We start from the raw sequence: 15803 nt of genomic DNA, 5'->3' as shown, positions 1-15803 counted from the left end.
AAATTTCGCGCACTGCAAGAATAATTCAAATCCGATATCAGTTGTTAGTTAATTGCGCATAACTTCTGAACAAAATTTCAAGGCGTTCATCATCGGAAGTGCACAGCTGTTTTGCTCCGAATGCCACATCTGCTACTTTGTCAAGTGCGAGATGTGCCTTACGTAAATCTTGTGGCATAAAATTGGGATCGTAGATATCTGCTAATGACTGTCCGGGATGATTCTTGCGTGCCTCAAGAACGTTCTTTCCTGCTAGGATGAGTTGTTGTTTCATTTCTTCGCTAAGAGGAGGTAGAGGAAGGTTATTCCAGACTAGAGTGTTTGAGAATCTGCAATCTGATTTCAGCCTTCCTCCAATTGTTTTTTGCCAGACCATAAACATTTTGGACTCAATGATTGAGAAAGTTAAACCTTTCGGATCTGGGCAGACAAAGCAGGCATTACCAGTAATATATTCCTTTGAAAGATATGCACAAGTTGCATATTCTCTATGTTCGCTAAATACGCTGGGTATACAAATATAGTTACTAGATGGTTGGTGGTTATCTCTAAATAACCATGGTGTGTGCCGGTTTTTATAGGCATCTCCGGTTTTAGGGGAAGCCTCTCTAAACTCTTTGCATCTTGAAACTCTGAGTGCCAAAATACTTGAATTTCGTATTTCTGAGGGCTCTGCATCAACAAGCCAAAAACACCAACGGTTAATATTGTTTATTAGCTCCTTCGAGTTAACATATCGCTTTGTGTATTTATATGCTACTGGATCTTGCGTTATCTCATCGTACTCAGATTGGGTATTGATTAATAAATTTCCACCATCTACAGGCATCGAGCCGAAAACTGCTATGTCTAAATTGGTATTACGTGTTCCGTTCTTCTGCGATCTCGCGGTAATGAAAATATTTGGTGCGGAGATTAAGTAAGCATTGATCTTATCTACTATCCTGATTTGTGGAGTTCCAGATATATTTGTGTAGGAATATAACTTTGCTTTTGATATTACCCGTTTAGTTAATCCAACTATTACAACGTGAACATTAGCATTGTCTGTTGATTGTGCGTTCCACCTGAAAGTTTGATGGGCAAAGTGAATACGATATCCGGAATCAAATAATGGTTTAAACACGGGTGTAACCTGAGCGCCTTGTGTGATTGAATTAGTAGATACAAAGGCGAAGCTCGCAGAAGAGTTCTTATGCAAGTATGCTGAGCTTTTATGTAGCCATGCAGCAACATAATCTACATCTTTTACTCCACAGATATCTCGAAGTTCTTCAGATATTCTTTTGGTTTTCTGCGAATGTCCGATGAATGGCGGGTTTCCCATGATATAGGAACACTCTTCTGCTGGGAGAAGGTCATTCCAGTCATAGCGTACGGCATTTGCTTCCACAATGTTCCCCGAATCATGAAGTGGTAGATGGGGCAGAGCTTGCCCGCCAATAGCCTCTGTAGCGTCAAGTGCCTGCTGCTCTGCTATCCAGAGGGCTGTTTTAGCTACTTGTACTGCGAAATCGTTGATTTCTATGCCATGGAATTGGTCGATACTAACCTTGATCGGAGATTCACTGCCACCAAGATCGAACATGCCTTGGTCCTTGAGAATGTATTGGAGTGCCCTGTTTTCAAGCTGACGTAATTGGATATAAGTTTCTGTCAGAAAGTTTCCTGAACCGCATGCAGGATCAAGAAACTTTAATGATGCGAGCATATTTTGATACTCTGTAAATCGGTTTACTTTTTGCCTTGCGGTGAGTGCATTATTATTCTCGATATTGGAAAATTGTTGTTTGAGATCATCCAAAAATAGAGGGTCAATAAGACGGTGGATATTTTCTACGGAAGTATAATGCATACCTCCACGTCGACGTTCAGTGTGTGAAAGAGTTTCTTCCATAAGCGAGCCGAAAATTACGGGACTGATATCGTGCCATTGAAATGTTTCGCTGGCATTTAATATTGCGTTACGGATATCTTCCGTAAGTGGAGGGATAGCGATACTATCACTGAATAGCCCGCCGTTAACATAAGGGAAGATTTTAAGGAAAGGTTCCAGATACCTGTCGCGATTTTCTGGCTTTGTATCTAGGACTGTGAAAAGTTCAATCAAAGCACGCCGTAATTGTGGAGCTGGAGTTTCTTTGATGTAATTAGTGAATGAGTCTGGCTGAAATAATCCAGAGTCTTCAGCATACATACAAAAAACAAGGCGTACGGTCAGAGTTGCAAGACTACGGCGTATACCCTTATCATCAAAATCTCCGTATTGTTTAGCAATCGACTTGTGGAGATTTGCGACTAAAAGCCCAGCATTTTCGGATAGCTTTTGCTGGACCACAAGTTTAGAATTTGTCTCGCTGAAAATCTGATGGAGAGTATCAATATGCGTTTTCAGTTCTTTAAGTGTAAACTCATCTATAGGTGATTTTGCTGCGGGATCTTGTTCGAGATCGTAAAATCTGAACTTTTCAAAGTTACAGGTACATATTATTGCTGGTTTTTGAGAAGGTCTAAGACTATTAGCGTAACGTAGTGCCTGTTCTATGGGGGTTACGGGAGTATTCTGCCGAATTTCTGGCTTATCAAGATTAATACCCGCACTCTTTTGCTCTACAAGGAAACGTGCATTAGGAACCCACACATCTATATATCCGTTGGCACTTGTTTTATGCTCGAATAATGTAGTTTCAGTTACTTTATCCTGGTGGAGAACATTTTGTAAAAGGTCTATCCAGAAACGTTGTGTCTCTTGCTTCTCATCCCCATGTCCTTGCCAACGGTTGATAAATTCTTCAATTGTTTTTATCTCAAGTTGTGATGCCATTACGTTCCCTTTCCTTCAATAGTGTATGTCTGCATACTGATAAGTAGGAGATTGGATATACGTTGTGTTCATTTGCTGGTAGTCAGACAATCATAGGCTATCTGTCTGCCAAGTTCTTTTGGCTTAGGGGCTATTGATATCAGTAGGGGTTGAGTGGTAGATTTATTGCGTAAACCTACTGGTAATTCAGGGAAGGACAGGGATATTACTGTGTATTTGAAAAAAGTAAAAATTAAGAATTTTCAGTCATTCGGCAGCGAACAGACTATTAATTTTAATGAATGCACGACGTTTATTGGTTCGAATGGATCGGGTAAAACGGCTGCCTTGGTTGCTCTCTCTAAAATCTTTTCTACAGATATGCGGGTAAGAGCATTAGTTCGTGAAGATTTTCATATTGATGAGGATCGGGATCCTTCAAGTGTTGAGAATATTGAAATGTTTATAGAGGCGGTTTTTGGGTTTGAACAAAGTTCCTTTAAGGAAGATATCCCTGAATATTTTGATAGTTTTGTAATTGATAAGGAGGAGAAGGAGCCTATATTAAGGGTCCGGCTTGAAGCTACGTGGTCTTTCGGCACGTCAATTGAGGGAGATATTGATTCTAAGACATATTTTGTTAAGAACCCTGAAAATGTTAAGAAGGAAGATGAGAGAAAGGAACCGGCGGAGCGTACCAGGCTGAATAGAATACGTTTAATATATATTCCAGCCGTTAGGAATCCGGGGGATCTTTTAAGAAGTGGTTCAAGGAATATTCTTCAGGAAAGCATCCAGCAGATTGGCTGGAGCCTAGACACGAAAAACATTATTGAGAAGAAAATTAAGGAACTCAATGATACATTTATGAATGAGGAGGATGCCAAGAAACTGGGAAATTTTATTACTGAGTCTTGGGGCGGATATGAGAATGATCCCAGGTATAAGGAAGCTTCTTTAAGTTTTTCGACAACTGATTTTGCGTCAACGGTTAAATCCCCCCAGGTAACCTTTTCTCCTGGAATTAATAATAAAGACTACACAATTGATTATTTTAGTGATGGACAGAGATCATTGTTATATTTTTCGCTTATCGGGAGTGCGATTGACTTTGAGTACCAGAATAAACAAAAGATGTTTATTCGTAATAAGCCTACTAGTTGCTTGACTCTTATTGCAGTAGAAGAGCCAGAGAATCATGTTGCTCCCCATTTACTTGGACAGTTGGTTAATCGCTTGAAACAGATTGCAGGCCAAAAAGCATGCCAGGTAATTATTACATCACATTCTTCTTCGATTGTGAAAAGAGTAGATCCTGAAAGCATTTGTTACTTTAGATTAGATAAGGGCTCTTGCACAAATTGTGTACCGATTACCTTGGATCATAATAGCGATGCAGAGGATCAAAAATATGTAAAGGAGGCCATTATGGCTTATCCTGAACTGTATTTTGCTGATTTAGTAGTTCTAGGGGAAGGAGACAGCGAAGAAATAATTCTTCCTAAGGTATTGGAGAGTCTGGGAGGAAATGTCGACAGCCAGAGAATATCAGTTGTTCCTTTAGGCGGGCGGCATGTCAACTATTTTTGGAAATTGCTACGTAGATTAAATATCCCTTATGTCACGCTTCTAGATTTTGATCAGGAGCGTTATGGAGGTGGCTGGGGACGAATAGTATATATTGTAGAACAGTTGCAGCTTTTAGATAATGATTTTGCGGATGCGGATCCAGTAACAGGAAAAATTATAGAATTGCCAGAGCTTGAAGCGAGAGATAGTGCTACTGCGGAAGATATAGAAAAGTGGATAGGTTATCTGGAAAAAAAGTATGGTGTTTTCTTTTCTGCGCCATTAGATATTGATTTTTTAATGTTAGAGGCGTACCCGGAAAAATATAAGTCGCTGGCTAGAGGCTTGCAAGGTCCGCGAAACACTGAAGGTGAAAATGCGATACGTGATGCTATACGGGCTGTATTACATAAAAAAGGAGGTGTTGGTGCGACATATAATAGTGAGCAAAAGAAATATATGGTTTGGTATCGTTATTTATTTTTAAATCGTGGTAAACCGGCTACTCATATACGTGTCCTTTCATTGCTAGACGAGGATACTTTCCAGAAAAATGTCCCAGGTGTTCTAAAAAGGTTAGTGAGTAAAGTCTCGGAAATACTAAAGCAAAATGGAGAAGATACAAATGCATAGTCGTGATTGGGAAACTGTAGGTGGTATTGTACTTGAGCAGGAAGCCGTTAAGGCGCTTCGCGATTTTGACCATAATGTTGTGGTAACAGCAGGCCCAGGAGCTGGAAAAACAGAATTTTTAGCTCAAAAAGCATGTTATTTGTTACAGACAGAACTCTGCCCGTCTCCATATCGTGTCTTAGCCATAAGTTTTAAAAATAGTTCAGCAGATAACCTTAGAGCTCGTGTTTCGGAGCGCTGCAAAAACAATGAGTATAGGAGGTTTGATTCTTACACTTTTGATGCTTTTGCGAAGAAGCTTGTTGATCAGTTTCTAAATATCCTGCCGGATAAATTACGTCCAAGTTATAATTATAAAATTATAGATGATAATAAAAGAAGGAAGGATATAGATAAGGCATTAGAACAATACATGAAGGATGAAAATACCAGACAGTGGGAAAGGCTATGGAATAAATTGCTACATCCTTCCGATGGTTCATCAAGTGAATTAACGTTTCGTATGATATTTTATCTTGCGGGTAGCATTACTGGAAATACATACGTGAAGTGGGCAATTCGTGCTACCTATCCTTATGTTTTTGTTGATGAATTTCAAGATACGACAAGTGCGCAATATAATTTTCTCAAAAAAGTTTTTAAAGATACTGATAGCAGGATTACTGCCGTTGGTGACGTTAAGCAAAGGATAATGCTATGGGCGGGAGCTAAACAGGATGCGTTTGAATGTTTCGAAGATGACTATTCTCCAAACGATTATATACTTTTAGCAAATTATCGTTCTACAGAGACATTAGTAGATTTTCAGAGGAAATTTTATCCTTTGCTTAAACAGCCGTGCCCGAAGACAGGGGTAATGGGTGACAGAAATGATACGAATATCTGCGTTCTAAGTTCAAGGAATGACGACATCGAATCAGACGAAGTGGCTGAAAGTATAAAAAAGGAAATTAATTCCGGTATTGCCCCTGAAAATATTTGTATTTTAACGCGGAAGAAGGTTAGAGAGTATACATCAAAAATTCAGAAAAAACTGGATCAATTCAATATCCGTTCCCAAGATGCAGCTAAGCTCCAGATGCTTCTTGATGATCCATTTACCCGATTAGTTATTGATCTAATTAGGTTGAGTATCAACCCTAGCGATCCTGATGATATCAGAAGGAATGTTGAAAATGAATTAATGAGAATTTGTGGGCTCCCTGACGCCAGAGAGGATGATAAGCAACTTGAAAAATTAGAGCTAGTATATTCTAAATGCATCAGTATTTGTAATGAAGGGCGCTCCTATAATTCTCTTAAGGTGCTTGATAAGCTTGATACTGCATTAGGGGGTAAAGCGGTTTTGAAAAAAGCATATCCTCAATATGAGGAGGAAGGGGTTTTGGAATCGTGCCGTAAAAAATTTATTCATTGTTTCAAGCAAGAGCTTGAGATATCTGAGAATGATTGGTCGGAGGCTATTGATTCCCTTCGCGGAATTGGTATTGTACCGATTATGACGATACATAGGAGTAAGGGGCTTGAATATGAATATGTTTATCTGATTGGTCTTGAGGGAAATTCGTGGTGGGACAATAAGCATACAGAGGGTAGTATTTTAGAGGCAATGAGCACCTTTTTCGTAGCGATTTCTCGGGCAAAAAGAGGTTTAATAATTACCAGAGTTGGTGAGCGAAACGGAAGAAGTTCAGGAGCTGGTTCAAGCCAGGTAGAAAATATGTTGGCGAATTTTCTTAGAAAAGCGGGATACCTATAGCAGCACTTTAGTGCTCAGTAGATATGGATGGGCGTCCCCGTGGGGAGCTGGTCGTAGAGCCATTTGCTGTCTGCGATGCTCAGGCGGATACAGCCGTGCGATGCCGGGCTGCCCAGTTTTTCAGCTTCGCTGGTGATGTATTCGCCGTTGATGTCAGTAGGGACGGAATGGAAAAGGATATTGTCATGGATGCAGATCCAGTTCTGCGCGCCCATCCGCTCCGCAGTATTGTAGAAAGATGCCCCGCGAGGGTTGGGCGCATACCCGCCTGCTACAAAATTGCCGGTTGGCGTAGTGTTGTCCATCCCTGTACTGGCGATCATCGTGTAAATAGTCTGGCCGTTTGATTTAACATATACGCGCTGTTTTTTGAGGTCTACGTCAATTGAGAGATCGCCGTAGTCGGCAAGGTTCGGCTGCACCCCGCCGGTTGGGCCATGCCAGTCGATTTTTCTGCCCGGCGCCTTCGGTTCTGCCGTCTTTGCAGCAGATCCGGATGATCGGGCAGGCTTCGCGGACCGTGCTGATTGGGCTGTATTTCCGGGTGTGGCTGACGAGCTTAGTGTTGTTATGCCTGCATCATTGGGGGTGCGCCCCTGCTGTGAAGACTGGAACAGGCGGATAATGCCTATTGCCGCCCCGAGGATGATGCACGCTGCCGCTATCATGCCGACAACGAGCGCCGCAAAATCGTGCTTATGCGCCCGCCAGTCGGCGGCCCTGATATGCGGCTTTCCAATCATGCATCCATTTTATCCAATCCGCCTGAGGTAAATGCCAGGCGGCATTTTGCCGGCAGCCTCCGGGTTGTCGCTGAACAGAGTGGAATTTATGAAGCTGCGGTAACGTAACATATAGGCTATCGCTAAGCTTGATGAACACTTTAAAACATTATGTATCCAGTATAAAGGTAACGATAAGGGGTAACGATTTTTGAACTGTGCTGTCCGCCTATTTCCGCCGGAACCGCTTATGGACGGCACACATGCAGGCAGCAAATGCTGCCGGTGCTCCGCGCGTTTTATGATAGGGATATGGATTTGGGTTTTGGGTCGGGGAAAACCGGCAGGGACAGCAGGCATAATACAGCCAGCGTGCCAGGAATGGCCGGTAAGGCAGGCGCGGCTGGCGAGGCCGACGCAACCGGTGGAGCAGGTATCCCCTGGCCTGGTGCGCGGAGCGGCACATGGAATACGCGGATACTCGACGATATACTTCCGCAGCTTGAGATATCAGAGGAAGCCCTGGGCTGGGCCCTCAGCCTCCACAGCGATCAGGCGCCGGGCGACAGGGCATTCGACCTTATCGCTTCGCATTGTGCAATCGTTGCGCTCCTTACCCAGCGCATCTGCAAAAGTATCGCAGGGGGAAGCGCCGCAGGCCACAGTACTGCAAGCAGGAACACTGCAGGGCATGGTGCCTATGGGCAAGATACTGCGGGCCGAAGTGCCGGGGGCTATGGGACAGCAACGGACGGCAGCCGCCCGGTTGACCTTCCCCTGGCCGTGCTAGGCGCGCTTATCCACGACATCGGTACGTATCAGGTCATCGATGATCTGGGATCGTACGGGGGCAGGGAGGCTGATCCTGCCCATCCTGTGACTTTCCGCAGGGACTATATTCGGCACGGGATACTGGGATATACATATCTGCGTGATTCCGGCGCCGATGAAGCGGTGGCGCAGTTTGCCCGCAACCATACAGGCCTTGGGCTGACCAGGGATATGGTTGAGCGGCAGCATCTGGATCTCCCCGCGGCTGATTACGTGCCGCTTACCCGTGAGCAGGAGATCGTCATGTATGCGGATAAATTCAACAGCAAGTCAGATCCCATCGTATTCGTATCTGTTGAGGGGTATTCCCGCCGTTGTGCGCGTTTCGGGGAAGCTAATGTGCGGCGCTGGCATGAGCTTGTTGACAGATACGGCGCCCCTGATATCCGGAGCATGGCAGAAAACTACGGTTTAGAAGTCGAATAGGGCGGACAGCCTGCGCGCGCCGGATAGCCGGCTAGTCAGGTCAGCCCGCACCGGCTTCAGCATTCAACAACGTTAACGGCAAGCCCGCCTTCGGAAGTTTCACGGTACTTCGACATCATGTCATGCCCCGTCTGGCGCATTGTCTCAATTGCGGAATCCAGCGATACGATATGCGAACCGTTGCTGAGCAGCGCCATACGTGCGGCATTGACGGCAGTATTGGAAGCCATAGCGTTGCGTTCAATGCAGGGGATCTGCACCAGCCCGCCCACTGGGTCGCAGGTCAGCCCAAGATTGTGTTCGATCCCTATTTCGGCAGCATTCTCCACCTGGGCAGGCGTTCCGCCAAGGACTGCACACAGGCCGCCGGCAGCCATAGAGCAGGCGCTGCCCACTTCACCCTGGCATCCGACTTCAGCACCGGAAATGGATGCATTGCGTTTGAACAGGTAGCCTATAGCGCTGGCAGTGAGGAGGAATTCCGTTACACCTGCCTCGTCAGCATTGTCAATGAAATACCAGTAGTAGTGCAGGACAGCCGGGACGATGCCTGCAGCGCCGTTTGTCGGGGCAGTCACTATCCGTCCGCCGCCGGCATTCTCTTCATTGACCGCAAGCGCGAACAGGTCAACCCATTCCATAACGCTGCCGTTTGTTGTACTCAGCGGCCTGCTGATAAGCTCTTTATTTTCTCCGAATATGGCGGTATCGCCGGTCTTTGCCAGGGCCCTGTAAAGGCCCGGCGCCCGGCGGTGTACCCGGAGTCCGCCCGGCAGTATGGTTTCTTCGCTGAGGCACCCGGTTGTGATGCACTCATGCATAAAGTGCCAGACCCTGTGGATATAGTCCTTTATCTCGTCTTCCGTATGGGACACCAGCTCATTTTCCAATACTATGTCAGCAATGGATTTTGATTCGCGCCCGCAGATATCAACCAGTTCTGCCGCATTAGCGAAAGGGTAGGGGACCGCAGCCGGACCCTGCCCTTCTGCAGTTTTGCAGCAAACCCCGCTGATCTCACTGCCGTGGATAATAAAACCGCCGCCAACCGAATAGACTGTGTCGCTGTAAAGTTCATTGCCGGACGAATCGAAGGCTTTCATCTCCATACCGTTAGGATGGTAATCAAGGGTCCGCCACAGGTCGAATTCGATGTCTTCCCTGTAAAAGGGGATCGTATGGGTGAAATTAAGGGTTATTTCCTGCTTCCGGCAGCACTCGTCAAGCACGGCCAATACGTGCCCGGGGTCAACGGTTTCAGGTTCCCAGCCCCCAAGCCCGGCAGCGACAGCACGGTCTGTACCATGGCCTTTGCCTGTGCGCGACAGCGATCCGTACAGTACAACATGTATCCGCGCAACCGAGCCGAGCAGGCCCTTCCGGACAAGGGCATCGGAAAAAGCTTTCCCCGCGCGCATAGGCCCTACAGTATGAGATGACGACGGACCGATGCCCACGCTGAACATGTCAAAAATGCTGAGCATGTTTCACCTCATATAGGTCTTATAAAACTGCTGCCGGGCATACTGCCGTCAGGCCCTGGACGATAGGGGAGAGCTGTGTTACTCTGCCAGCCCGTACAGGCGGTCGCCGGCGTCGCCCAGGCCAGGGATGATATACGCTTTATCGTTAAGCTTTTCGTCCACCGCGCAGACGACCACTTTGAAGTCTATGGACGGGTCCACTTCCTTTTCAAGGCGGTCCAGCCCTTCCGGGGCGGCAAGGATGTCAATGGCGGTAATATCCTTGGCGCCGCGTTCTTTGAGGTATTTGATTGCAGCAACAAGTGTCCCGCCTGTTGCGAGCATCGGGTCAAGCAGGAAGCACTGGCGGTCAGTCAGGTCATCGGGCAGACGGTTTGCATAAGTGATGATATCAAGCGTATTCTCATCGCGCCGCATGCCGAGGAAGCCAACTTCGGCTGTGGGCAGCAGGCGTGTCATGCCGTCGAGCATGCCCAGCCCGGCACGGAGTATAGGCACGACCATCGGCCTGGGGCCGGCAAGATGCCTTCCCGTTGCAGATGCTACAGGGGTCTCAATAGGCCGGTCTTCAACGGCAAGGTCATGGGTCGCCTCGTATGCTTCAAGGGTCACCAGCTCGCTGACCAGCTCGCGGAAAATATTGGATGGCGTATTTTTATCCCGCAGGACAGTAAGTTTGTGGTCTACCAGCGGATGATCCAGAACTGTAAGATGCATAGTCATACTTTTATGATACGTCACGGCATAGGCTAGAGAGCGGCACGGGACAGCCGGGAAGTTCACAGGCTGTTTTTAGATTTACGGCTTATAATCCGTTGATATCTCGCCGATTCGGACGGACGATGAACCGCATGAAAGCGAACGATGCTTATATTAAGAGGCTTTCTTTTGGTCGGGCTATCCGGAAATTCCGCGAAAGAAAGAATATGAGCCAGGAGGATCTTGCACTTTCGGCTCAAATGGACAGGTCGTACGTTGGGCGCGTGGAGCGCGGCGAAAAATCAGTGAGCCTCGATAAGATATGGCAGCTGTGCACGGCTTTGGAAGCCACTCCTGCGGAGCTGTTTTCTGCAGCCCTGGTCCTTGAACAGCATTTTAAGCGGCTGGGCAGCGGCATATCACGCAGGCGCAAACAATAACAATTGCGCAAACAACAATAATAAGGCATTCCCTTCCGGAAGATACCTGATTGAAGGCGTTCACGGTCCCGCCCCCGATCCATCCATACCATCCTCTCCATGCCGGTGTCTTATACTGGTGCTGTAAGTTATTGCAGATACAGTCAGGCGGGATATGGGCATCAACAGAGAAGCGCTGGCTACAGCAATGGGAGAGGCGCTGCGCTGCGCCCGCGAGGCTGGGAAGAACGCAGATGTCCCTGTGGGCGCTGTGATGCTTGACAGGGATGGTGCAATAGCCGCGCGGTCTTATAACAGGCGTGAGCAGGAAGGCGACCCGCTGTCCCACGCTGAAATCGAAGTTATCCGTGCTGCCGCCGCCGTCAATGGGTCCTGGAATTTGGCAGAATTTACTTTAGTTGTGACCCTTGAACCGTGCCCCATGTGCGCGGGCGCAGCTGTCAGCGCCCATGTAGGCAGTATCGTTTTCGGTGCGTGGGACCCTAAGATGGGTGCCTGCGGGTCTGTGTGGGACATCCCCCGCGACCCGCATATCGGGGCGCATCCGCAGGTTACAGGCGGCATCCGCGAAGAGGAATGCTCCCGGCTGCTCAACAGTTTTTTTGAACAGCACCGCCCGCGCTCCCGGCATCATCCCGGCAGTCCATGCTAATCGGTCTGGCTTTACTTTCCCTTGTACCGTGCCACGCCCGGGCAGGGAAAGTAACCTTCCGTATCGTTAGCTCAGCTTATATAGTGGCAGAAGGAAAACAGTGGAAACGCTTATGGGGGCCAGCCATGCAGCGTATCCCCCGCAGGCAGGCACACTGTAAAGCTAAAGCTATAAAAGCTATAGTGTAAAAAATGTAGGATATATCAGGAGAACGGTACCAATGGCCACTGCTGCCCATACATTCGATTCCAAGTCATCCGCCGGCATGCCGCTGCGCACGGTATACCTCGCCAATGGCGGGGTCGCGCTTGCCCTGGCGGCGTGCGGTTCCGATATGCCGCATATAGTCCATTGGGGCAGGGAGATGGGCGATCCGTCTTCGTCCCGGGGCCTGTATGATGCGCTCCACCCCCAAAGGGTCTCAGGCAATCTTGATATAACGCCATTCCCGAGCATCATGCCGGTACAGGCTGAAGCGTGGAGCGGCAGATCCCGTTTTGTTGTCCGTTCACAGGGGACAGAGCTTTTCTGCAAGTTTGACGTAACCAGTTTTACAGCAGACTATGCCGGCAGGCTTGTTGATGAAGTTTCCCGGCAGGCGCGCACCCTTGCCGGATTCGGTGATGATGAGCTCCGTTCCGCACAGGCGCAGAGCAGTACATATCCGGATCAGGCTGCAGTGCCCCATGCTGTAGTTGTGGCGCGTGACAGCGAGCAGGGTGTGGAGCTTGTCTGGGAAATACAGGTTCTTGATTCCGGGTTAGTCAGGCAGAAAGCCGAGGTCAGGAATATTGGGAAGCCGGAAGGTGGAACCCCCCTTTCTGTGCAGGCTGTCGAGCTGGGTTTCCCGGTACCGCCCGCGGCCAGCGAAATCATGACTGCGACAGGGCATCATCTCCGGGAACGCTCGCCGCAGCGGCAGCCTCTTGTTAAAGGCCGTTTTGAAAAGAATTCAGTCATGGGCAGGCCTGATTTTGATGCATCCCTGCTGATGAGCGCCGGTACCCGCGGATTCGGCTTCGAGGAAGGCGAAGTATGGAGCGTGCATGTGGGATGGAGCGGGAACAGTACGCTCAGCATAGATTCGACGCCGTTCAGCCTGCCTGTTTTAGGCGGCGGAGAGCTGCTTCTGGGCGGTGAAGTGGAGCTTAAGGCCAGCGAAGGGTATACGACTCCATGGGTATACGGCAGCTACGGCCGGGGGCTCAACGAAGTTGCACGCAGGTTCCATAGGACCCTGCGCCGGCTCCACCCCAATTTGCGCAGCAAGCCGCGGCCGGTCATCCTGAATACATGGGAGGCCGTATATTTTGACCATTCATTCGATACGCTGAAGAAGCTTGCCGATGCTGCGCAGTCATGCGGTGTGGAACGTTTTGTGGTAGACGACGGGTGGTTCGGATCCCGCAGGGATGATACTTCAGGGCTGGGCGACTGGCAGGTCTCTGAAGACGTATGGCCGGAAGGCCTCCGCCCGCTTGCCGACTATGTCCGCAGCCGGGGTATGGAGTTTGGCCTGTGGTTTGAACCTGAAATGGTCAATCCCGATTCCCGGGTCGCCCGTGCCCATCCTGACTGGGTACTGTCCCCTACGCCGGGGCGCAGTGCCGTCCAGGGCCGGTCCCAGCAGGTGCTTGACCTGACCAATCCTGCTGCTCTGTCGTATATTTTCCATGCTATGGATTCCCTGGTCAGCGAAATAGGGATCAGCTATATCAAGTGGGACCATAACAAGCTTGTATCCGAAGCCGTTTCCCGGCATTCCGGAACCCCGGCAGTCCATAACCAGACCCTGGCTGTTTATGCGATCATTGAAGCGCTGAAACTCCGCCATCCGGGCCTTGAGATCGAGTCGTGCAGTTCGGGCGGAGGGCGTGTAGATATGGGGATCCTCGCATTCTGCGACCGTATCTGGGCATCTGACTGCGTGGACCCTGTTGAACGCGCTGCGATACAGCAGTACACGGCCCTGCTCGTCCCGCCTGAAATGATAGGCGAACATATTGGCGCTTCCCCTGCACATTCTACCCGGCGTGCAACATCGCTGTCGATGAGGGCCGTCACGTCGCTTTTCGGCCATCTTGGTGTGGAATGGGACCTTAATGCTGTCGGGCAGGATCAGCTTGATGAATTATCCTCATGGATCTCGCTGTATAAAAACATACGTCCCCTGGTTGCTGAAGGCAGCCTGGTCCAGTCTGATACCAACGATGATTCCGTCCGCGTGGACGGTGTGGTCTCTGCCGACAGGTCGCGCGGGTATTTCCGCTTTATCCAGGTGTCCACATCGCCGAATTACCCTGCTGCACCTGTCCGCCTGCCCGGCCTTGACCCGGACGGGTCATACCGTGTTTACCCGCTTGCGGCCAGCCGGGACCTTTCCGGTACAGGCAATGGAGAAGGGCCGTTATACTGGTGGACGCCCGAGGGGGTCACATTGTCTGCGCAGTCGCTCACCAATTACGGTATCCGCCCTCCGCAGCTCCATCCTGCACAGGCTGTTATTTTTGCAGCTGAAAAAGTGTAAGTGTGTGCGAGGCCTGCATGAGGGGATAGAGCAGTACACTGCGCCCTATCCTTTAACAGACATGGCGATAACCCGCGCAGCCCCGCCGAGTGCCCAGCGTTCCCACCCGTATTTCAGGATCTCAAACTGCACCTGCTGAGCCCTGCTGTGCCGGTAGCGGCCGGCACCCGTCCTGATGGATTCCAGTGCGCTTTCAGCCAGATATGCTGATTCGCCCCCAATAAGTATTTTTTCGGGCATCGCCATATTGGCAACTGTCGCTATGAGGACCCCAAGCCTGTAGCATGTGCGTTCCACAAGGTAGCGGGCTATGGGTTTGCCTGATTCCGCGTTGCGGGCGAAATCCTCGAATGTAGATGCATGCCCGATAAGCTGCGAATATTCCATGGCTATTGACGGTGAAGTCAGGCACTGCGAGCAGCCTTTGTGCCCGGCGTAGCAGACCGGCCCGTCGGGGTCAACGGGCACATGCCCTGCCATACCGTAACTTTTATCAGGGTAATCAACAGGCTCCCCGCCGTCGCACAGCGCATACCCGATCCCCAGACCGACGGTCAGCAGGGCGAACCGCCGGGAACTGCGGCCTGCACCGAACCAGCTTTCGTATGCGAGCAGGGAATCCAGATCATTGAATACTGCTGCCGGCATATGTGCGGCTTCCTGTACCATATTGCCGAAATCGACATTCTTGTTCCACTGGAGGAACGGTGCGAAAGTCACAGTATTGTCGTTGAGGATATGCCCGCCTATTGTGACCCCTGCTGCCGAGGGCTGGGGGAAACCGCGCTCTGCAGCAGCCTGTGACAGCTGCCCTATTCCCTGGGAGATCAGGGCCGTAAGGTTTTCCGGACGGTTATCGGCATAGTGGATGATAAGGGGCTCACAGATTGCAGAGCACATTGCATCGGTCACTGCCATTATGCATTCGTAGGTGTGTATATTGACGCCTATATAAGTCCGGGATTTTGCCGCTATCTGCAGTGCGGTCTGCGGCCTCCCCCTGCCGGCATCTCCCGTGCGCATTTCTGCACTGCCGGGAGAAGCTGCGGCATCGCTTTCTTCGATGATGCCGTCATACAGCAGTTCGCTGGTTATCTTCGATAATGTCCCCTGTGACAGCTTGTGTTTCCGTGCCAGCTGCGACCGTGAAACAGGGCTGTTCCGCATGATATCGGCAGCGATTGCGTGTGTATTTTCTGAGTGACTGAACCATAAAGGTATGCGATTATTTTCCATATATACTAAATTATCATGCTTT

The 15803-nt window shown here is 49.3% G+C and carries 11 protein-coding genes; 6 read left to right on the top strand and 5 right to left on the bottom strand.

Features of this window, described 5'->3' with window-relative positions; translation table 11 throughout:
- Positions 1 to 37 precede the first annotated feature (37 nt).
- Entirely contained in the window at positions 38 to 2824 is a 2787-nt protein-coding gene (locus HMPREF9156_RS0105685) for a DNA methyltransferase (protein WP_007147817.1), read from the bottom strand.
- Between the two features lie 153 nt (positions 2825 to 2977).
- On the opposite strand from HMPREF9156_RS0105685, the gene HMPREF9156_RS0105680 reads away from it, so the two are divergent.
- Complete coding sequence (locus HMPREF9156_RS0105680; RefSeq protein WP_007147816.1) at positions 2978 to 5005, top strand: ATP-dependent nuclease; 2028 nt, start codon at positions 2978 to 2980, stop codon at positions 5003 to 5005.
- Positions 4983 to 6764 (top strand): UvrD-helicase domain-containing protein, encoded by a 1782-nt coding sequence (locus tag HMPREF9156_RS0105675; protein WP_017147563.1) that lies wholly within the window; start codon positions 4983 to 4985, stop codon positions 6762 to 6764. The genes HMPREF9156_RS0105680 and HMPREF9156_RS0105675 overlap by 23 nt, the downstream gene beginning before the upstream one ends.
- A gap of 14 nt (positions 6765 to 6778) precedes the next feature.
- On the opposite strand, the gene HMPREF9156_RS0105670 is transcribed toward HMPREF9156_RS0105675, so the two are convergent.
- A complete protein-coding gene (locus tag HMPREF9156_RS0105670) occupies positions 6779 to 7507 on the bottom strand; it encodes a L,D-transpeptidase (protein WP_007147814.1) in 729 nt (242 codons plus the stop codon).
- 291 nt (positions 7508 to 7798) lie between these two features.
- On the opposite strand from HMPREF9156_RS0105670, the gene HMPREF9156_RS0105665 reads away from it, so the two are divergent.
- Positions 7799 to 8743 carry an HD domain-containing protein gene (locus tag HMPREF9156_RS0105665; protein WP_231198077.1) on the top strand — a complete coding sequence of 315 codons (945 nt, stop codon included), beginning with the start codon at positions 7799 to 7801 and terminating at the stop codon, positions 8741 to 8743.
- A 56-nt stretch (positions 8744 to 8799) separates the two neighbouring features.
- On the opposite strand, the gene HMPREF9156_RS0105660 is transcribed toward HMPREF9156_RS0105665, so the two are convergent.
- Positions 8800 to 10227, bottom strand: coding sequence for an L-serine ammonia-lyase (locus tag HMPREF9156_RS0105660; RefSeq protein WP_007147812.1), 1428 nt, complete (start codon positions 10225 to 10227; stop codon positions 8800 to 8802).
- Positions 10228 to 10305: 78 nt separating this feature from the next.
- A complete protein-coding gene (gene upp / locus HMPREF9156_RS0105655) occupies positions 10306 to 10944 on the bottom strand; it encodes a uracil phosphoribosyltransferase (protein WP_017147562.1) in 639 nt (212 codons plus the stop codon).
- Positions 10945 to 11078: 134 nt separating this feature from the next.
- Between upp and HMPREF9156_RS0105650 the strand changes: the two genes are divergently transcribed.
- From HMPREF9156_RS0105650 to HMPREF9156_RS0105640, 3 genes are all read left to right on the top strand, one after another.
- Positions 11079 to 11366, top strand: a complete 288-nt coding sequence (locus HMPREF9156_RS0105650) for a helix-turn-helix domain-containing protein (RefSeq protein WP_017147561.1) — start codon at positions 11079 to 11081, stop codon at positions 11364 to 11366.
- A gap of 154 nt (positions 11367 to 11520) precedes the next feature.
- Complete coding sequence (locus HMPREF9156_RS0105645; protein ID WP_007147809.1) at positions 11521 to 12018, top strand: nucleoside deaminase; 498 nt, start codon at positions 11521 to 11523, stop codon at positions 12016 to 12018.
- A gap of 220 nt (positions 12019 to 12238) precedes the next feature.
- Positions 12239 to 14545 (top strand): alpha-galactosidase, encoded by a 2307-nt coding sequence (locus HMPREF9156_RS0105640; RefSeq protein ID WP_007147808.1) that lies wholly within the window; start codon positions 12239 to 12241, stop codon positions 14543 to 14545.
- Between the two features lie 45 nt (positions 14546 to 14590).
- Here HMPREF9156_RS0105640 and HMPREF9156_RS0105635 read toward each other — a convergent pair whose 3' ends face one another.
- The gene (locus HMPREF9156_RS0105635; protein ID WP_017147560.1) at positions 14591 to 15781 is read right to left on the bottom strand and encodes an ROK family protein; all 1191 of its coding nucleotides are present in this window, start codon (positions 15779 to 15781) and stop codon (positions 14591 to 14593) included.
- Positions 15782 to 15803: the final 22 nt, after the last annotated feature.

This window comes from Scardovia wiggsiae F0424, assembly GCF_000269605.1.
Classification (GTDB): Bacteria; Actinomycetota; Actinomycetes; order Actinomycetales; family Bifidobacteriaceae; genus Scardovia; species Scardovia wiggsiae.
This window is presented reverse-complemented; position numbering and strand designations above follow the sequence as displayed.